The organism is Alteromonas sp. AWJ4_199, assembly GCF_056159165.1.
The window spans coordinates 2,134,413-2,153,381 of sequence record NZ_JBSWUR010000001.1 but is presented as its reverse complement, the minus strand read 5'-3'; the positions used below and the strand labels follow the sequence as shown (position 1 = coordinate 2,153,381).

Below are 18,969 nucleotides of genomic sequence, written 5' to 3'. Positions count from 1 at the left end.
ACCATGAAATTAAGCAGTTTATTTGCACTAACGCCTATCGCGTTTGCATTGTCGGTAAATGCGCAAACTACGCAAAACGATACGGTAGAAGTTAAAGAAGCAGACGTTGAAAAAATTCGTATTGTTGGCGTTCGTCAAAACCGCGTTAGCCGCGGTGCAACGGGCTTAACCATGGAAATTAGCGAAACGCCTCAGTCTATTAGCATTCTTTCTGAAGACTTAATGCAGTCGTTCGGGGCGTTTAATATTAATGATGCGCTAAAGCTAGCGCCGGGTATTAACGTAGAAGAGTGGGAAACTAACCGTACTAACTACACGGCCCGTGGTTTTGAAATTAAAAACACCCAAATTGACGGTGTAGGCCTGCCGAACGACTGGGGCATTGTTACCGGTTCTGTTGAAGCTTACGGTTATGAAGAAATTGAAGTTATTCGTGGTGCTAACGGCCTGCTAACCGGTGTGGGTAATGCGTCGGGTACCATTAACTATGTGCGCAAGCGCCCAACGAATGAAGAGGGCGGTGAAATTGGCGCAAGCATTGGCTCGTATAACTTTAAGCGCGTACAGGGCGACTATTCAATGCTGCTTACTGAAGACGGCAGCTGGGCAGCCCGCGTAGTAGCAAGCGTTGAAGATAAAGAGTCACACCTAGATGGATTAGAGAACGATCGCAGCTTTGTTTACGGTGTTATCGACGGCCAGTTAACCGACAGTGCTACCGTAACCTTTGGGTTGTCTTACCAAGATGCTAATACCGACGGCAATACCTGGGGCGGGCTAGTGTTTAACTATACCGATGGCACCCAAGCCGAGTGGGACATTAGCGATACCACGGCCCAAGAGTGGTCGAAATGGGATACCGAAACCACCAATGCGTTTGTAGAGCTAGACTACGTGTTCGATAACGATTGGCAGCTACTGCTTAGCTATAACTACCGCGACTTTGAAGATCAAAGCAAACTGTTTTACGCCTACGGCGCAATTGATAAAGACACGAGCTTAGGCCTTATTGGCTGGCCGGGTCGTTATGACTCAGAGCGCGATTCTCATCTTGTTGAAGGCCGTGTATTTGGTGATTTTTCGCTATTTGGTCGCAATCATGAAGTGAACTTTGGGGTAAGCCACGCTACTAGCGATGACGTGTCTTTTGTTCACGCCTTTGATTATGCCACTACACCTGCTTACGGCCCAACACCCGCGTTCCCTTATGCGCTAGATGCGATTGCCGAGCCTGAGTGGCTAGCCGCTTCTGAGTATTCAAACATTGAGCAAAACCTAACCCGTTACTTTGGTTCAGCCCGTTTTAGCGTTACTGATGAAATGCATGTTATTGCTGGTTTCAACGCTATTGATTTTGAGCGAACAGGGCAAAACGCTGGCGCGGTTATCGATAACTCAGAAAGCGAAGCCAGCCCTTATGTTGGTGCTACTTACGCAGTCACTGAAGATGTGAACGCGTACGTAAGTTATTCAGACGTGTACCAGCCGCAAGAACAGTACGACATTAACGGCCAATACCTAGACCCTACCAAAGGTCAAAACTTTGAAGCGGGCGTGAAAGCCCAATGGTTCGACGACCGTTTATTAACAACGTTCGCTTACTTTACTGCAGAGCAAGATAATTTGGCGGCCTACGCAGGCACTAACCCAGACACGCTTCAGTACTACTACAAAGGCGTTTCAGTAGAGTCTGATGGTTTTGAAATTGAAGTAGCCGGGCAGGTCACCGATGCACTGCGTGTTAATGCGTCTTATACTGCTATCGAAGTAGAGGATGAGCAGGGCAATGATGCTAACTTATGGGCGCCCCGTGACGTAGTAACGTTCCAGCTAGCGTACACAGTGCCACAAGCACCAGAGGTGGAAGTAGGCTTTGGTGGTCGCTGGCAGTCTGAAATAAGCAATGTGGATTACAACGTTGAACAAGGTGCGTATTTCTTGGGTAATGTGTATGCATCACGCGCGTTTACTGAAGATCTTACCGTTCGCATGAACATCAATAACATCTTCGATAAGAAGTACATCAATAGCCTACATACCGTGGGTTATTACGGCGCAGGTATTAACGCGCAATTAAGCGCTTCTTATAGCTTTTAATTAAAGCGCTTTATTTAAAAAAAGGGTAGTCAACTTTTAATTGTCGGCTACCTTTTGCTTTTACATTTAACGCCTTGCTTGCCCCTTCTGTAATAGGTGTTCAAAGTGATGCTGCTAAGTATGTTGGTATCTTAACAACCACGAAGACTTAATCTTAATTAACTTGCTTAAAAAATGAACACTGCTTAACGTTTCCTTGCCACTAATGCAAAAGGAAAACGTTATGCAATCATTGAAGAAAGTATCCGTGTTTTTTAGCGCCGCCTTTTTATGCATAAGCATGCACACGCCTGTACTTGCTCAACCCGATAAACAGTCTGTTGAAACTATCGACGTACAGGGCGAGAAAACCACGCCTCAATTAACGCGCGCATTTAAAAAGCAGCAGATGGCTTTTATTGAGTTGTACAATTCCGTTAATACAGATGCCCAGTTCGACGTAATTTGTAAATGGCGCAAGTTTACCGGCAGTCAGATTGCGCGCAAGTTGTGCGAACCCAGATACATGATTGATTTTCGTGCCTTAACGGTGCAGACCTGGTCAACGCAACCAGGCATCGACTTTAACCGCCTACCCAACGACGATACCCTGCGCTTTTTAACTAAAGACACACGTGAAGAAGCTTATCAACACGTTGCAGCTTTGGTAGCAACCAATCAAAAGCTTTTAGACAGCTTTTTGAAATTAGACGCGCTTCATGAACGTATTAAGGCGCGCAGTGCAAACGACAATCTTGAAAACTAACTTGCCGTAATTCTCACTCCTCTAACACCAAGCCACTGCCTTGATTAAAATTAGGGCAGTTGCTAGTGTGTTTAATCTGCATAAAAAATGGACTTTTAAAAACGTATGTTGAAACAAACATGGGTTCATTTAACTGGCCGCTTCTCGCTTTTTTACCAATGAAAGCGAATAACAATAAAGTAGGTGAACTCAATGTTTTCAACTGTATTATCGCGCTTAATGCTAAATGGCGTTATCGCCACCGTAGCCTTTGTATCTCATGTTGTTTTAGCACAAACCTCTGAGCCCTGTAACAGCTCAGATATAGTGTTTCATAACGGTGTTATATATACCGCTGACGATAAAAACTGGCAGGCCGAAGTGGTAGCTGTTGAAAACGGTCGCATAGTGTTTGTTGGAAAAGAGGCCGACGCAGCGCCTTGGTACTGCGGTTCAGAAAAGCGTATTGATTTAAAAGGCAGCACGCTTTTCCCGGGCTTTACCGACAGTCATCAGCATCTTGAAGGCATAGGTAAGCGTACACGTACGCTAAGTTTGTTCGGTATACCTACGCTAAAGCAAACGGTAGCTGAAATTAAAAGCTTTGCGCAAAACGTACCAGACGGTGAGTGGGTATTAGGCCGTGGATGGATAGAGCGTGAGTGGCAAGACGAGCAGCGTTTTCTAACCGCTGCCGACCTAGATGCGTTCACTCAAAATAAGCCGCTGTTTATGCCCCGCGCCGACGGTGTTTCAGCCGTGGTAAACTCAAAAGCGTTGGCCCTCGCTGGTGTTACCAAAAGCACGCCTGACCCTGAAGGCGGAAAGTTTGAACGCTATGACGATGGCACGCCCACCGGTTATGTTTTGGCAACGGCAATGGACTTCTTCAGAAATATTTTACCGCCCGAGTCCGACCAATATATACAAGATAATTTAAAGCGCGGTATGCAGGTAAATGTGTCGCAAGGGTGGACGGCAACCCACGACGCCGGCATGAAGTGGCGAGAGGTTCAGCAGCTAAAGCAACTGGCCAACAATGACGAGATGCTGCACCGGGTTTATATTGCTATACCTATTAGCGAGTCTGATAAGCTTTTTCAAAATGGCACAGAAACACTCGCAGAAGGACTGTTTTATTTAAATGGGATAAAGGTGTTTATCGACGGCACCTTGGGCTCTCGTGGTGCGGCACTACTAGCGCCCTATAGCGATGCTGATCACAGCGGTTTTATGAACCGCACCACCAAGGCAGAGCTAATGCCCGTGTTGGACCGGGCGCTAATGCACGGCTTTCAGATAATGACCCACGTTATTGGCGACCGAGCATTATATTCCACGCTTAATTGGTATGAAGAAGCATGGAATGGGTTACCAAAAACGAAGTGGAAAACCGAAGACTTACGCTGGCGCTTAGAACACGCGCAAATTATTCCACCTAAACAGCAAGTCAGACTGGCAGACATGAACATTGTGGCATCAATGCAGCCAAGTCATGCCATAGGTGATTTAAACTTTGCGCCAAGCCGTTTGGGCTACAGCCGCTTAGAATACGCTTACCCTTGGAAATCGCTGGTGAATAAAGGTGTGATCTTGGTAGGGGGATCAGACGCGCCAGTAGAAGTGGGCGACCCACGCATTGAGTTTTACGCAGCTATTACCCGTAGCAGGCTTAACGGTACGCAAGATAAAGGGTGGCACCCAGAATTGTCGTTATCTCGGGAAGATGCGCTTCGCATGTTCACCCTATGGCCTGCCTATGCGTCGTTTCAAGAAGATAGTTTAGGCTCTATTGAAGTGGGCAAATACGCCGACTTTTCTGTTTTCGACACTAATTTTATGACGGCAGAACCTAGCGATATTTTGAAGGCCAACGTTGTGATGACGGTGGTAAACGGCAAGGTAGTCTTTCAAAATCTTACCAATAATTAACCTGTTCTTATAAGCGCTGCATGCTGTTGCGTGCGGCGCTTTCTGCGCTCCGCTTAATAACAAAGCGTTCTTTTATCCTAAAGGCTAATATAATATTCGTCTAATGGGTGATAATTATCTCTTAAAAGTATACTTTTTAGTTGTTTTATTCTAATTTGGGTGTGCATATTAGTTTGGTTGTATCACATTCTATTCAACAACCGCTAATACGCGTTGCCTACACCAATAATAAAAATAATCAAAAACCTTAAAACGCTTAAAAAACAACAAGTCTTGAAGGAGAAACACATTGGATCAAGGTAACTTCCCTAAAGGGAAAAAACTTAATCGAATAACCTCAGCCATTATTGCTAGTTCTATGCCGTTTTTTGCGGCGATGTCAGCGCCTACGTTTGCACAAGAAGCAGAAGAAAAAGCGGAAGATTTTGAAAATATCATTGTAACCGGTACACGCATGAGCAACCGCTCAGCGGCTGATTCCCCCGTACCTGTAGACGTAATTACCGGTGATGAATTCCGTCAAAATTCATCTAGCGACGTGCAAGATATGTTGCGTACTAACGTACCGTCCTTCGATGTAAACACCCAGCCAATCAGTGACGCCGCTACCATTGTGCGCCCGGCTAACATGCGCGGTCTATCACCTGATAACGTGTTGGTGTTGGTAAACGGTAAACGCCGTCACCGCGGCTCTATTATCTCTTTCTTAGGTGGTGGTATTTCTGACGGTGCGCAGGGTGTGGATATTTCAGCAATCCCTTCGTTAGCTTTAAAACAAGTAGAAGTACTACGTGACGGTGCATCGTCACAGTACGGTTCAGACGCTATCGCTGGGGTACTTAACTTCTTGCTTCGCGACGACGATGAAGGTTTTGAGTTCCGCGCTAACTATGGTTCTACCTATGAAGGCGATGGCGACAACTACACTATTTCCGCCAACGCTGGTTTCTCACTAGGTGCCGACGGTTTTGTGAACATCACAGGTGAAATTCGTGATGTTGAAGGTACCGTGCGCTCAGTAGTGCGTGACGACGTACAAGGTATGGTTGATGCGGGTTACTTAAGCCAGTCAGACTTTTCTACTATCAATACCTATACCAATGAAGTGCCACAGTATTGGGGCCAGCCAGACGTAGAAGACGACTATAAAGTTTTTATTAACTCAGCGTACGAGCTAAACGACAAAGCCGAGCTTTACCTATTTGGTAACTACGGTAAACGTACAGTTACCGGTGGCTTCTTCTACCGTAACCCGGTAACGGAAGGTAGCCAGCGCGGCGGTGTATACGCAGGTCCATTGGTTGACCCACTAACCGGTTTAGAAGATCCAGACGGCGTACACTCAGTGCTTGTAGGCGACCTTGACGGTGTTGGCGTAGGTGGAAGCTGTATCGACGGTATTCCAATTGGCGGTGAGGGCAATGTATTCCCAGATCCAACTTTCCTAGCACAAGTACAGGCTGACGATAACTGTTTCTCGTTCATTGAAACTATTCCAACGGGCTTTGTACCGCGCTTTGGTGGCGACAATGAAGACATGGCGTTTACCGTAGGTGTACGTGGTGACTTAGAAATTGGTAACGGTTTAGGTTACGACTTCAGTGCGCAGCGTGGCTCTAACCGCACAGATTTCTTCATTAAGAACACAATTAACGCCTCTTTAGGCCCAGCTACTCCGCGTGATTTTGTACCTGGTGGCCAAGAGCAAACCGAAACACTAGTTAACCTTAACTTTGTGTACGGTGTTGATGTAGGTTTAGCGTCTGACTTAAACGTTGCGTTTGGTGCAGAATACCGTAAAGAAGAGTTTGACTTATTTGCCGGTGATGAAGCGTCTTATGCCCTTGGTCCGCTAGCAAGCCAAGGCTTCTCGTCTAGCTCGAACGGTTTTGGTGGTTTCCCTCGTGATACCAGCTCGTCGCAAGACAGTAACGCGGTCTATATTGACTTGGAAGCTGACGTAACAGACCAACTAACCTTGCAAGCAGCGCTGCGTCGTGAAGACTTCAGTGAGTTTGGTGATACTACCGACTTTAAACTGGCCGGTATTTTCCACGTAACGGACGACTTCCGTTTACGCGGTGCATACTCAACCGGTTTCCACGCGCCAACAGCGGGTCAAGCAAGTATTACTAACGTTACCACGCAAAATGTGAACGGCGTATTGATTGACCAAGGTACACTGCCATTGTCATCGGCGGCAGGTCAGCTAGCGGCTGACTTTATTGAAAGCCAAGGTAATGGTCGTCCAGACCTAGGGCCAGAGGAAGCGGTGAACTTCTCATTCGGTGCATCAATTGATGTGGCAGACATGAGCTGGACCATCGATTTCTATAACATCGAAATGGAAAACCGTGTTGCACTAGGTGCTAACGTAAACTTCTTGGATGCGCTTAACTTCGCCGGTGGCGGTACCGACTACGCAACCGTATCTGAAGCCCTTACTGAGCTTGATGCATCGGGCATTATCGACCGTTCAGACTTTATCGGCTTAGACGATTTGTCGCAGTTCCGCTTCTTCTCGAACAGCTTCGACACCACTACACGCGGTATAGACATTGTAGGTAACTACAGCTTCGACTTATGGGAAGGTAATTCACGTATTACGTTAGCTGCGAACTACAACGAAACCGAAGTGGACGATGTAGGTACGCTTAACCCAATTGGCGAAGGCCGTGTTGCTGCAATTGAGGACTTACTGCCAAACCTTCGCGGTAATATTTCATGGACACACACGCAAGGGGCACTTCGCACCCTAGTTCGCGCTAACTACTACGGTGGTTGGGACGACACGGGTAACGGTGTAGACGGCATTGACGCGGCTATTTTGATAGACGTAGAAGCCAAGTACTCTTATAGCGAAAACCTTGATCTTGTTATTGGTGTGAACAACCTGTTCGACGAATACCCAGAAGAAAACCCAAGCGCAGGAAGCTTAGGTCAGCTTTACTCAGAAGCTAGTCCGTTTGGTTTCAATGGTGGTATGTGGTACGTGCAGGCACGCTATACTTACTAAGCCAATAGCAAACTAAATAACGAGTTAACTCGCTAGTTTATAAACAAAATAAAATGCCGCTTCTTATAACAAGAAGCGGTATTTTTTTGACTAAAATTTATTCAAGTGCTAGTTTGAGAAATGTACAAGTAAAACAACGAGGATGTTAATTGTGATGAACCTACGTAAATACGGGCTTCATGCCATAAAAACAGCTGCGCTTTCGCTAGCGCTTGCGGCAAGCTTTCAAGTAACTGCGCAAAACGATAAAGAACGCGTTGAAAGCATTGAAGTATTTGGCCAAAAGACCACGCCGCAATTAAAGAAAGCCTTCGATAATCAGCGCTTCGAGTTCCTGGAACTGTATAACAGTATCAATGACGTCGCAAAGTTTGATGTTATCTGCAAATATCAAAAGCCTATTGGTAGCCAAATTGCCCGTAAAAGCTGCGAACCCCGCTATGTGAAAGACTTTCGCGCCATGAAGATTCAAGCATCTTCTACAGGCCCAGGTATCGACTTTAATCGCTTACCTAGCGATGACGATATTCGCTTTCTTACTAACGACACGCGAGAAGAAGCCTTCGAGCATGTTGCCGCGTTAGTTGCCACACACCCAGAGCTGTTCGACAGCTTTAGCAAGCTAGACGCGCTACATCAGCGCATTGAGCAGCGTAAAGAAGATAACTAGTTTTTTTAGATCCATCGAACCTACAAAAAATGCGGCATTAAGCCGCATTTTTTATATTAGTTTTTGCTACTGGTATTTTTTAAGCTCTAGGCGCGACACCATACCTTTGTGCACTTCGTCGGGGCCATCAGCTAAGCGAAGGGCTCTTGCGCCAGCCGCAAAACGGGCTAATGGGAAGTCGCTGCACATACCTGCGCCACCGTGAATTTGTAGCGACATATCCACCACGCTTTGTAGCATGTTCGGCACTACTACTTTGATGGCTGAGATCTCTGTCATAGCGTGTTTAACGCCTAAATTATCTATCTTCCACGCCGCGTGAAGAGTAAGTAATCGCGCTTGCTCAATCGCCATACGAGCATCAGCAACGCGCTCTAGGTTACCTCCTAAACGGATGATGGGCTTACCAAAAGCAACGCGCTCGTGACCGCGTTTAAGCGCAAGCTCTAATGCTTTTTCGGCCATTCCGATAGCACGCATGCAGTGATGAATACGACCAGGGCCCAAGCGACCTTGTGCTATAGCAAACCCTTTGCCTAATCCCATGATAATGTTGTCTTTGCTTACGCGTACATTATCGAAATGCATTTCGCCATGGCCGTAAGGCGCATCGTAATCGCCGTAGGCATCTAGCATACGCTTTATGGTAATTCCGGGTGTATCCAGCGGCACTATTACCATACTGTGGCGGCTGTGCTTGTCATTCTCTGGGTTCGATAAACCCATGAAGATGGTAAATGCCGCGTTAGGGTGCCCCAAGCCTGTCGACCACCACTTTTTGCCGTTAATAACGACGTCGTCACCATCTTTAATGATGGTTGCCGCCATGTTGGTGGCGTCAGATGACGCAACATCAGGTTCAGTCATGCCAAACACTGAGCGGATCTCGCCAGCCAGTAATGGTGTTAGCCACGTTTCTTTTTGTGCATCGCTACCAAAGTGATAAAGCACTTCCATGTTGCCGGTATCAGGCGCATTACAGTTGAAGATTTCCGGGGCAAACAAGTATTTACCCATGCGTTCAGCCATTGGCGCATATTCAAGTGTGGTTAGCCCTTGACCTAGTTCAGCATCGGGCAGAAACAAATTCGCTAAGCCCGCTTCACGTGCTTTAGCTTTTAGTGCCTCGGTGCCAGGGTGCAGCTTCCAGTTTTTCCAGTCGCCGTGGTTATTTTCTTTATGGTGAAAGTCGTAAACTTCATTCTCGATTGGCGCAATATGCTCGGCAATAAAGTTATCCAGCTTGTCTAATAAGGCTTTGGTTTTGTCGTTATGTGAAAAATCCATAGGGTACCTTTACTTTTAAATTGTTCGCTTTAGTTTGTAATGCTTGCAAGCAGCGTATTTAGGCTTTGCATCACATGGTTATTTTGCTTGTAAAGAGCGCACTAAATTCATGCTCCTTAGCTATCGATGAATGTGTGCAAAAGTGCTTCGTTGGCTTAATACTAGAGAAACTTGCTCAGTGAATGAAATGAAATATAATCCTTAAATGATGTGAATTTCATTCATGGTGATACGTGTGTTAGAAAACAGGCAATTTGAAAAGCTAGATTTGAACTTACTAAAAGTTTTCGAAGCCCTTTGGCAGCATAGAAATATGACTCGCGTTGCCGAGGCGCTGCACATTACGCCGTCTGCCGTTAGTCATGCCATGCGCCGGTTTCGGGATATTTTAGGCGATCCGCTTTTTGTAAAAGAAAAGCAAAGTATGCTGCCCACTGCTGCCTGCGAAAGATTAGCGCCGGCTATCTTAAAAGCCTTAAGCGATATTCGAAAAGCATTAGGCGAGTTCGCCGATTTCAACCCGCTACACAGCCATCAGCGCTTTGTTATTGCCATGCAGGAGTCGTTAGAGTTAGGGGTTCTGCCCGTACTACTTTCAACCTTAGAAAAGCAAGCGCCTAATATTGAAATAGTAAGCACTCGCTTACACCGTGACGTCATGCTAGCTGATTTAACCAACCGAAACCTCCATTTAGTTATTGATATTGGCCGTGCGGTTGCTGCACCCATTTCCCATTCGCTTTTACGTCGCGATACCTACAAAGTGCTTATGAATAAGCAAAACCCATTAGCGAAGAATTTAGATAAGAAAAAGTATGTGGCAGCTCGACACATTACGGTGTCTAACCGGGCTAAAGGGGCATCGGTAGAAGAAATTGCCCTGCAACAATTAGGTGTAAGTCGGCCTTCTTTGTGGCGCTGCCAAAACTATCGCGCGGCAGCAGATGTGGTGGCTAACACTGAGGCTTTGTTAACCTTACCGGGTTCAGTAGCCGATGCAGTAAGCGACGATAACCTGATAAGCACTAAGCTGCCTTATCAAATACCTGCACTGGAAACGCACCTTTACTGGCATAGCCAGCAAGAAGGCGAGCCTGGGTTGATGTGGCTGCGGGATTTAATGCTACACTTGTTCGCTGAATCTGGTCATACCAGATAGGTTCTGATAGGATTCATTCCAATCATCGCTAATAGCATACAGGTACTAGCACAGTATTTTACGCTTTGTAATGCCAAGCGACTTTCACGGTAAAAAGCGCGACGGTATATAGATAAGTAGAAGTAAGTGCTTAAACTTGTTAGGCAGTACTTTTAGCAAGCGTTGCAGGTTCGGGTGAAAAGGAAGCGGTAATGAAAATTCACACATTAGCAGGCTATATACAGCACATTTATCTTGTTGAAGACAGCAACGGCATACTATTGCTTGATGGCTGTAGCCGGGCCGATGTAGACAATGTGTGCAAATACATTACCCAAACCCTAGGCCGCCCGTTAACCGACTTAAAGCTTGTTGTGGTTACCCACATGCACCCCGATCATGCCGGTGGCGCTATTAAATTGCGCAAGCGTACGGGAGCACAAGTAGCATCACACCCCAAAGCGATTAAGTGGTATGCGGGCTTTGCCGGGCGTACCGCTCACGGTATTGATTTGCTGCTAACCTGGTGGGTGGCAAACCGTATTGGCAAGCCTAGAATGCCTATTTGGTACAACCCGATATTAGCACCAGATATCACGCTAAAAGACAATCAAACGCTACCGGGATTTCCCGATTGGCAGGTAATGTACACGCCGGGTCATACCGATCACGACCTAACCCTTGCGCATATTCCTACGCAGCAGGCTTACATTGCCGATGTATTGGTACAGGTTAAAGGGGAGTTAGTACCGCCGTATCCGCTATGTCACCCTAATCAATATCGTGAAAGCTTAAAAAGGTTAGCGCAGTCACAAATTGATACATTCTTTTGTGCACATGTACCGCCAACGAAAAAGTCGGATATTGATTTTGAGCATGTTATCGAGAATGCACCTCGCAAACCTAAGAACCACTGGCACTCCAGCAAAAATCGTATAAAGAAAAAGCTCTTCAATCAAACTCGCGAGCATTAACTTGCAGGCTAAGGGTAACCTGGCTTTGCCTGCTAAGTGGCGTGTTTAAATGGCACTGCCCTTGCTTTTAAACGTACAAAACCTCATTACTCTTATATCGCGAACTTTATATTAAAGTAAGTGCAGCCCCTCTCGGCACGTTATGTTTGTTGAGATAGGCTCAAAGGTATAGGAGCTGCAAAGGCAGAATATAAAACAATAATGCAGAAAAATATCGCTACGCTTTTTGACAAAACTCGGGAATTAGCGTCGCTAACCGGCGACAAACTAAGTAGTGCGTTTAACAAAGAAACGCACCGATTCACTATTACTGGGCTGAGTCGAAGCGGTAAGTCCATGTTATTTACCAGCCTTATCACCATGCTGAAAAGCCGTAGTGAAGAGGGTTATGCATGTTTGCCTTTGTTGCGATATTTGCCGCCTTCCCATGTGCTTGATATGCGCATTGAGCCCATTGAAGGCTATAAACCTTTTCCGCACTTGCAGAATATTGGTGATCTTGAAAACGGCCAGTGGCCTAAAGCTACTGAAGAAGCATTCGGTTTTAAGCTAGTGGTACGTTTAAAAGAAACAACATCATTCAAGCGCCATGTTCTGCCCCATAGCGAAGTGGTGTTTGAGTTTATCGATTACCCTGGCGAGTGGGTTACTGACATTCCCATGTTAAGTAAAACCTATGCTCATTGGTCAGACTCTGCGTGGGCGCAGCTTAGCAGCGGGCCGCAACAATACTTTGCCAGCCAGTGGAAAGCTTTTGTTAATCAGTTCGATTTTGAACAAGAGCCCACAGAACAGCGCATTCAGCTGCTTGTTAACGCCTACCGTGATTATTTAGTTGAAGCTAAAGCGAACGGTATATCTTTGCTGCAGCCGGGCAGTTTCTTATTGGAGTCGAGCGACTTTGATTGGCAGGCTTTTGGCTTTACGCCGCTACCGTCTAGCATTACCAGCGACGTGTCGCACCCGTGGTTTAAAATATTTGATAAGCATTTCTCGAAGTTTCAAAGCGGGTGGTTAACGCCATTAAAACAGTCCATTTTCAAAGAAACTGATAAGCAAATTATTTTGGTAGATTTGTTTGAAGGGCTTAACCATAGCAGACAGCATTTGTATCAGCTAAAGGAAACCCTAAGCCATTTGGCCGATACCTTTGTGTATGGGCAAAGTAATTGGTTTTCGCGCAATGTGCTGAAAAAAGAACAAATAGGCAAGGTGGCGTTTGTCGCCACTAAGTCTGACTTGGTGCCGGTAAGTCAGCGCGGTAATTTACTTAATTTGCTTACCCAGATTACCGAAGGGGCACGAGCACGGTTCGACGGTAAACCTATTCAGTTTGAACATTTCTTAGTGTCTAGCATGCAAGTCACAGACGACGGCAGCAATGAAGACGCTATTCGCTATAAAGACAGCGAAGGCCGCTATGTAGAATCTACGTTTGAACCCATACCCAGCACACTAAAAGATATGGAAGAGGGCAGTCATTTCCCAGTACCTAATGTCAGTGTGCCCAGCGATTTTAAAGCGCGTATTTTAGCAGGTAAGGGCGTAGACAGATTGCTTCAGTTTTTACTGGGCAAAGGAGAACAAGAATGAGCGATAAACCTTATACATTTGATGAAAGCCCAGAGCCGTCTAGCTCGTCCGATATTAGTAATTCGCCCAGTTCGACCGTTTCTAGAAGCGACGCGCCTTATGGCGCTAATGGCGACCAGCAAGGTAATGCAGATAGGCAATTTCAAACTGCCTCTCAGGGCGAACAAAATAGTAGTGCAGTAAACAAGCCGCAGTATAAAACCAAGGTTAAAACACAAACCTTAGATATTGCGCAGCCTGAAACCAAGCTTCCGCAGCAGGTTGGTGAAGATGTGTGGGAAGTTGAAGCTAAGAAAGATGGTTTTTCGTTAGGTGCCGCAACCCTAGGGTTTGGTGTTGTGTCGCTAATTGGCTTTTTTGTTTTTGAAGCCTATACCACCCTTGCTGCGAACCTTTCTGAGCACCCCATAGGTACAGGTGTTTTGGGTGCGCTGCTAGTGGGGTTTATTAGCTGCTTCAGCTTTTTAAGTTTTAAAGAGTGGCGCGGCTATAAGCAAGTAAATACAGCGATGGAAGATGCTGGTGTTATCCGGGAACTACTGGCTAATAAAGGAAGTGAAACATCGCCGCAACAAATAGACCGCGTGTTAAGTCAGCACGGCAAACACTTTTCTAGAGGGTCTTACGCGGCCCATTGTTTCGACCGCTATAAGCAGCAGCGTCAAGACGATATGACGGGGCCAGAACGACTTGGCCTGTACGAAGATACGGTGCTAAAGCCCGTTCAAGAAAAAGCACATAAGGTGCTAAATAAAGAGTCGGTGACCGCAGGAAGCCTGGCGTTTATTAGCCCAAATAACCTTATTCAAACTTTTGCCGTGGTTTGGATTAGCTTTCGCACTATTCGCCGTATGGCGCGAGTGTACGGGTTAAGGCCAAGCACAGCGGGTAACTGGAAACTGTTAAAAGTGCTGGCGCAAAACATTGCCGCGCAGGGCGTATTCGACTTGGCTACCGATGAAGTAGCCAACCAGATTGGCGGCAGTTTGTCGGCCAAGTTTATGGAGAATTCGGCTGAAGCCATTGCCGCTGGCGCGCTTAACGCCCGTTTAGGACGAGCGTTAATCAAGCTGCTTAAATAGCACGTCTCGCCCACTTGTTAGGCTGCGCTAGCAATTTTGCGCAGCCTAATGGCACCAGCCGCGCTCCAATGCGAAACCCTCAGGTTACTGTATTAACGTTATAGCGCCTTTTTGGTGGGCATAACCACGTTAGCAAAGATAAGCCCTGCCACTAGCGACATAAAGATCAGAAACACTTCTTGGCCCAAATGGTCGGCCTTTACAAAGTCTTGGCCGGTCATAAACGAGTTCAAGCCAATATAGGTTTTAGAACCCGGTACCAGCACAATAAGCCCGTGCATTGCAACAATGGTGGCGGGTTGATCGGCAATACGGGTGAACGCATTAGCAAAAATGCCTAGCGCAAATGCGCCTACGAATGCACCAAGCCCCGGGCTCATGTAATCAGAGCTCCATGCGGTGGCGCTATAAGCAATAAACGCAGCTGCCAGTGCCCACGGTATGTGCTTAATACGGGTTCTAAATATGGCAACTAGCGCAATACATAGTAAAAATACCGCCAGCCAGGTAGCCCAATAGGGCAGGGATTCAGCTGGGGTATATACGTTTTCACCAAATACACTGAACCCTACCGAAACACCTAAGAATGCACCGAAATACAGTTTAAATAGCTGCATAATGGCGTCCATTGTACGGGCGGTACCCGACACCATGTTACGGGAAGATAGTTCGGCTAAGCCCATCGTCAGCGCAAGCCCAGGCACAAATACAATGACGGAAGAAAGCACAACCAAAGGAATATTAATGCCCGGGTCAACGTACTGGCTTATGGCACAGGTTAAAATGCCGCCTACAAATGCGGTAACAGGCTCTAGCATTAGGTTTACGCGCTTCGAACGTTCTGCCCATAACGTCCACAGGTAGGCCACAATACCCAGCGCAGCAGACCAACCTATTTCGCTCCAGCTTGCACCCATTAGCATAGCGAATGCACCGGTGGCCATGGCAAATGCTGTACCGGTAGATAATTTGCCGTAGGGGCTGCCCATGGCATCTATTTCATTTAGGCGCTTATCGGCTTCTGCTAGCGAAAGGTTTCCCGATAGTAGCTCGCTGGCTAATTCGTCGGTGAGCGACAGCGCGTTCATATCTAAATCGCCTGGCTGTAATCGCGCCGAGTGGTTGTATTCGTCTTCGTGACGGTCACTCCAGATAACGAAAGTTAGCGATGTAGGGGTAGAAATAAATGACGCGTGCACGCCTAAATACTGAGCGACTTCACCAAGATAAGCTTCCAGACGGAACGCAGGAGTACCATACTTGTGCAGCATTTTGCCAAGTTTTACTATAAATCTACGAATTTGAATAAATTCAACGGTATCCAACGCACTGCCCTTAAGTTTTGATAACTTTAATATGAAATAAATAAGACAAAAAAGCCAGACACATAGGTAAAGTGTCTGGCTAAAATTTGGGCGGATTCTACGGAGGGTTTTACTTGAAAGCAAAAGAAATTTTTTATTTGTTTTGCCTTAAAAAAACTAATGTTTGACGGGGTGTAAATCAGCGCTCTAATCACGCATTGACCATTAGTAGGCACCCAGTATGGTAAGCCTAAACGCGTACTTCAAATGACATCCAATCCTTCCAAACAGGCTCTAGTCCTTTCCTAGCAATTGCGTTTACCACTTCTGACACCGAGCGACTATCATCAATATCAAACTGGTTTAAAGCCTGTGAGGGTTCGCTGTAACCGCCAGGCTGAGTTTGTGACGCAGCACTCATCGATGTGATACCAAGCGGCATTACGCCGTCTCTAAATACTGCCGACTCGCGGGTAGACAGGGATAATTCCGCTTGCGGGTTAAACAAGCGGTGGGCGCAAATTAACTGCAGCAGCTCTCGTTCGTTAGGTAGTTTGTTATTGGTAAGAGCGTTGCCGCCACTGCTATTACCTTCACAGCTTCTAAGGCGCGGAAAAGCAATAGATACACGACTTTGCCAATAGTGCTGCTGTATTAATTTGCCGTGAAGGGCGGTCATGGCACTATCAACTCTCCAGTCACCTAAACCAAGTAACGCACCTATGCCTATTTTATCGATACCTGCTTTCCCAATACGGTCGCTGGCTTCTAATCGCCATAAGAAATCCTGCTTTTTACCTCGGGTATGGTAGCTGGCGTAGTACTGGGGCGAATAGGTTTCTTGATATACCAGCACCGCATCTAACCCCAGATGCTTTAACGTTTGGTATTGTTCCCATTTTAGCGGCTGTACCTCCATCATAAGGTAGCTTACCTTGTTGCGAATTGCGCTAAGGGTTTGCTCAAAATAGTCCATGCCCACCTTTGTCTCGTGTTCGCCAGTTACCAGCAATACCTGAGAAAAGCCCATATCTTTAATAGCTTCAATCTCGGTAAGCACTTCACTTATAGATAAGGTTTTGCGCTTGATTTTGTTGCTCATGGTAAAGCCGCAATAGGTACATTCGTTGGCACATAGGTTCGACAGGTACAAAGGCACGAATAGCTGCATGGTATTGCCAAAGCGATGACGGGTTAGCGCCTGCGCGCGACTTGCCATGGCTTCCAGATAATGTGAGCCGGCAGGTGAGATCAGCGCCATAAAGTCATCGAGTGTAAGTGTATTGGCGTTTAACGCTCGCTCTACGTCACTCGCGGTTTTACTGTTAATTGACATAGCTAGATGAGATAAGTCTTGCTGCATTAGTGCTTGAGCTACCTTCATACCGCTGGCTCCAAAAACGCAGTAAGTGGGCTAGAGGCCTGCGCAAAATTGCTTGTGGTCCCTAGTCCTGCTTCAAACGCTTTTCGGCCTGTTCCTACAGCGCTTGCAAAGGCCTCTGCCATGGCAACAGGGTTTTGAGCAGTGGCAATAGCCGTATTTACTAATACTGCGTCTACGCCCATTTCCATGGCCGCCATGGCTTCACTGGGCTTGCCAATACCTGCATCTACAATGACCGGAATAGAGGCTTGTTCAACAATAATTTGCAAAAAAGGCTTAGTTTGTAAGCCTTGGTTGCTACCAATGGGGGCGCCTAACGGCATAACAGCAGCGCAGCCGACTTCTTCTAGGCGTTTACACAAAACGGGGTCTGCCCCGCAGTAAGGCAGTACATGAAACCCTTTTTTCACCAAAGCTTCGGCGGCCTGAAGAGTTTCGATTGGGTCGGGCAGCAAGTAGCGTTGGTCGGGGTGAATTTCCAACTTTATCCATGGGCTACCTAGCGCTTCATAAGAAAGTTCTGCGGCAAATATGGCTTCTTGGGCATTTTTAGCCCCTGATGTGTTGGGTAGCAGTGTAACCCCTAACTCTCGAAGCGCCGTTAGCGTTTCGTCTTGCTTGCTATTAGTCGACACGCGCTTCATTGCCAGGGTAACAATGTTACTTTGTGTAGCGGCCACTGCGTCTTTCATAGTGGCGGCGTTGCTGAACTTTCCTGTACCGGTTAAAAGACGTGATGAAAATGTGTGGTTTGCAAGCGTTAGCATATTAGCCTCCTGCAACTAGGGTGAAGATATCAACGGTGTCGTTATCTTTAAGATAAGTGGTCGGCCATTCTTTTTTACTTACTATGGCAGCATTTCTAGCAATGGCGGTACCGTCGTCATTGAGTTGTTTCAGGGCGACTAACTCGCTAAGTGAAATGGGTGAAATAACGTTCATAGGTTGATTGTTTACGTTCACTTTAATTTGCGTCATTACACACCTCGCAAGTAGAAGAGGGGGGTAATGCAAAGCTTTGAAGCGAACCAAGGCCTGCATTTCCAGTTAGGTAGTGGCCCCACTTGATGTCGGCTTGAAATCCTTTTGCTAAAAACAACAAAGCCTGTGTTGCCTGATGACAAGCAGCCATACCAACAACAGGGCCAAGTACGCCTTTACTTACGCAGTCTTCACGTACGGAAACCTTGTCCACTAGGCACTCGTAACAACCACAGGAGGTAGAGTTTTGTGGCAAATTCAGTGCTTGCCATGTAAGACCGCTAGCGGCTGCAATAAAAAGCGGAATAGAGGCGCGATAGGTTGCCGCATTAATCTGTCGTCTTACCGTTATGTTGTCGGTGCAATCCAATACACAAGTGGCTGACGAAATTAAAGTTGGTAAGTTATTACTATCAGCAAAAAGGCTTTTAAATTGTATGTTCAGATGAGAGTTAACTTTGCGAAGCTCGTTATACAGTGACTTGGCTTTAAGCTCGCCTAGGTGCATTTCGTTGTAGCTAACCTGGCGCTGCAAGTTACTGATATCGACAGTGTCTCCATCTATCAAAGTAATATTGCCAACACCAGCGCCAGCTAGATAGCGGGCGGTTAAGCTTCCTAGACCGCCCAGCCCAATAACAACGGCGTGTGCGTTTACTAAATTAAGCTGGCCGTCGTGGTCGATACAGTCGAGCAAGAGTTGCCTGCTGTAGCGGCGTATGTCTTGATGTTCAATCTGGGCGCTAGCGAAGCCATTGGTGGGAGTAACTGTGCCACTGGCGTTATT

The 18,969-nt window shown here is 46.6% G+C and carries 15 protein-coding genes; 9 read left to right on the top strand and 6 right to left on the bottom strand.

What is annotated here, in order from left to right; all coding sequences use genetic code 11:
• Window positions 1–3: 3 nt before the first annotated feature.
• From ACXAER_RS09400 to ACXAER_RS09380, 5 genes are all read left to right on the top strand, one after another.
• Window positions 4–2,097, top strand: coding sequence for a TonB-dependent siderophore receptor (locus tag ACXAER_RS09400; RefSeq protein WP_474828655.1), 2,094 nt, complete (start codon window positions 4–6; stop codon window positions 2,095–2,097).
• 223 nt (window positions 2,098–2,320) lie between these two features.
• Complete coding sequence (locus ACXAER_RS09395; RefSeq protein ID WP_474828653.1) at window positions 2,321–2,842, top strand: hypothetical protein; 522 nt, start codon at window positions 2,321–2,323, stop codon at window positions 2,840–2,842.
• 192 nt (window positions 2,843–3,034) lie between these two features.
• Window positions 3,035–4,753, top strand: coding sequence for an amidohydrolase (locus ACXAER_RS09390; protein WP_474828651.1), 1,719 nt, complete (start codon window positions 3,035–3,037; stop codon window positions 4,751–4,753).
• A gap of 289 nt (window positions 4,754–5,042) precedes the next feature.
• Complete coding sequence (locus ACXAER_RS09385; protein ID WP_474828649.1) at window positions 5,043–7,769, top strand: TonB-dependent receptor plug domain-containing protein; 2,727 nt, start codon at window positions 5,043–5,045, stop codon at window positions 7,767–7,769.
• A gap of 154 nt (window positions 7,770–7,923) precedes the next feature.
• Entirely contained in the window at window positions 7,924–8,439 is a 516-nt protein-coding gene (locus tag ACXAER_RS09380; RefSeq protein ID WP_474830555.1) for a hypothetical protein, read from the top strand.
• Between the two features lie 66 nt (window positions 8,440–8,505).
• Here the strand turns inward: ACXAER_RS09380 and ACXAER_RS09375 are convergent, their stop codons facing one another.
• Window positions 8,506–9,726, bottom strand: a complete 1,221-nt coding sequence (locus tag ACXAER_RS09375) for an acyl-CoA dehydrogenase family protein (protein ID WP_474828647.1) — start codon at window positions 9,724–9,726, stop codon at window positions 8,506–8,508.
• 223 nt (window positions 9,727–9,949) lie between these two features.
• Between ACXAER_RS09375 and ACXAER_RS09370 the strand changes: the two genes are divergently transcribed.
• The 4 genes from ACXAER_RS09370 (at window position 9,950) to ACXAER_RS09355 (ending at window position 14,513) form a co-directional block, all read left to right on the top strand.
• Complete coding sequence (locus tag ACXAER_RS09370; RefSeq protein ID WP_474828645.1) at window positions 9,950–10,885, top strand: LysR family transcriptional regulator; 936 nt, start codon at window positions 9,950–9,952, stop codon at window positions 10,883–10,885.
• Window positions 10,886–11,076: 191 nt separating this feature from the next.
• Window positions 11,077–11,838: an MBL fold metallo-hydrolase gene (locus ACXAER_RS09365; protein WP_474828642.1), complete on the top strand. Its 762-nt coding sequence runs from the start codon at window positions 11,077–11,079 to the stop codon at window positions 11,836–11,838.
• Between the two features lie 201 nt (window positions 11,839–12,039).
• The gene (locus ACXAER_RS09360; RefSeq protein ID WP_474828640.1) at window positions 12,040–13,431 is read left to right on the top strand and encodes a YcjX family protein; all 1,392 of its coding nucleotides are present in this window, start codon (window positions 12,040–12,042) and stop codon (window positions 13,429–13,431) included.
• On the top strand, window positions 13,428–14,513 hold the full coding sequence (locus ACXAER_RS09355; protein ID WP_474828638.1) for a DUF697 domain-containing protein: 1,086 nt from the start codon (window positions 13,428–13,430) through the stop codon (window positions 14,511–14,513). The genes ACXAER_RS09360 and ACXAER_RS09355 overlap by 4 nt, the downstream gene beginning before the upstream one ends.
• A 98-nt stretch (window positions 14,514–14,611) precedes the next feature.
• Here the strand turns inward: ACXAER_RS09355 and ACXAER_RS09350 are convergent, their stop codons facing one another.
• The 5 genes from ACXAER_RS09350 to ACXAER_RS09330 form a co-directional block, all read right to left on the bottom strand.
• Complete coding sequence (locus ACXAER_RS09350; RefSeq protein WP_474828636.1) at window positions 14,612–15,838, bottom strand: threonine/serine exporter family protein; 1,227 nt, start codon at window positions 15,836–15,838, stop codon at window positions 14,612–14,614.
• 229 nt (window positions 15,839–16,067) lie between these two features.
• Window positions 16,068–17,201 (bottom strand): 2-iminoacetate synthase ThiH, encoded by a 1,134-nt coding sequence (gene thiH / locus ACXAER_RS09345; protein ID WP_474828634.1) that lies wholly within the window; start codon window positions 17,199–17,201, stop codon window positions 16,068–16,070.
• Window positions 17,198–17,968: a thiazole synthase gene (locus tag ACXAER_RS09340; protein WP_474828631.1), complete on the bottom strand. Its 771-nt coding sequence runs from the start codon at window positions 17,966–17,968 to the stop codon at window positions 17,198–17,200. The genes thiH and ACXAER_RS09340 overlap by 4 nt, the downstream gene beginning before the upstream one ends.
• 1 nt (window position 17,969) lies before the next feature.
• On the bottom strand, window positions 17,970–18,179 hold the full coding sequence (thiS, locus tag ACXAER_RS09335; RefSeq protein WP_474828629.1) for a sulfur carrier protein ThiS: 210 nt from the start codon (window positions 18,177–18,179) through the stop codon (window positions 17,970–17,972).
• Complete coding sequence (locus tag ACXAER_RS09330) at window positions 18,166–18,918, bottom strand: HesA/MoeB/ThiF family protein (protein ID WP_474830552.1); 753 nt, start codon at window positions 18,916–18,918, stop codon at window positions 18,166–18,168. Before ACXAER_RS09330 ends, thiS begins: the two co-directional genes overlap by 14 nt.
• Window positions 18,919–18,969: the final 51 nt, after the last annotated feature.

Excerpts from the sequence above, each read along its gene's own strand:
- thiH (WP_474828634.1), bottom strand. The coding sequence starts at position 17,201 with ATGAAGGTAGCTCAAGCACTAATGCAGCAAGACTTATCTCATCTAGCT.
- ACXAER_RS09340 (WP_474828631.1), bottom strand. The coding sequence starts at position 17,968 with ATGCTAACGCTTGCAAACCACACATTTTCATCACGTCTTTTAACCGGT.
- ACXAER_RS09375 (WP_474828647.1), bottom strand. The coding sequence starts at position 9,726 with ATGGATTTTTCACATAACGACAAAACCAAAGCCTTATTAGACAAGCTG.
- ACXAER_RS09360 (WP_474828640.1), top strand. The coding sequence starts at position 12,040 with ATGCAGAAAAATATCGCTACGCTTTTTGACAAAACTCGGGAATTAGCG.
- ACXAER_RS09380 (WP_474830555.1), top strand. The coding sequence starts at position 7,924 with ATGAACCTACGTAAATACGGGCTTCATGCCATAAAAACAGCTGCGCTT.
- thiS (WP_474828629.1), bottom strand. The coding sequence starts at position 18,179 with ATGACGCAAATTAAAGTGAACGTAAACAATCAACCTATGAACGTTATT.
- ACXAER_RS09370 (WP_474828645.1), top strand. The coding sequence starts at position 9,950 with ATGGTGATACGTGTGTTAGAAAACAGGCAATTTGAAAAGCTAGATTTG.
- ACXAER_RS09365 (WP_474828642.1), top strand. The coding sequence starts at position 11,077 with ATGAAAATTCACACATTAGCAGGCTATATACAGCACATTTATCTTGTT.
- ACXAER_RS09395 (WP_474828653.1), top strand. The coding sequence starts at position 2,321 with ATGCAATCATTGAAGAAAGTATCCGTGTTTTTTAGCGCCGCCTTTTTA.
- ACXAER_RS09390 (WP_474828651.1), top strand. The coding sequence starts at position 3,035 with ATGTTTTCAACTGTATTATCGCGCTTAATGCTAAATGGCGTTATCGCC.
- ACXAER_RS09355 (WP_474828638.1), top strand. The coding sequence starts at position 13,428 with ATGAGCGATAAACCTTATACATTTGATGAAAGCCCAGAGCCGTCTAGC.
- ACXAER_RS09400 (WP_474828655.1), top strand. The coding sequence starts at position 4 with ATGAAATTAAGCAGTTTATTTGCACTAACGCCTATCGCGTTTGCATTG.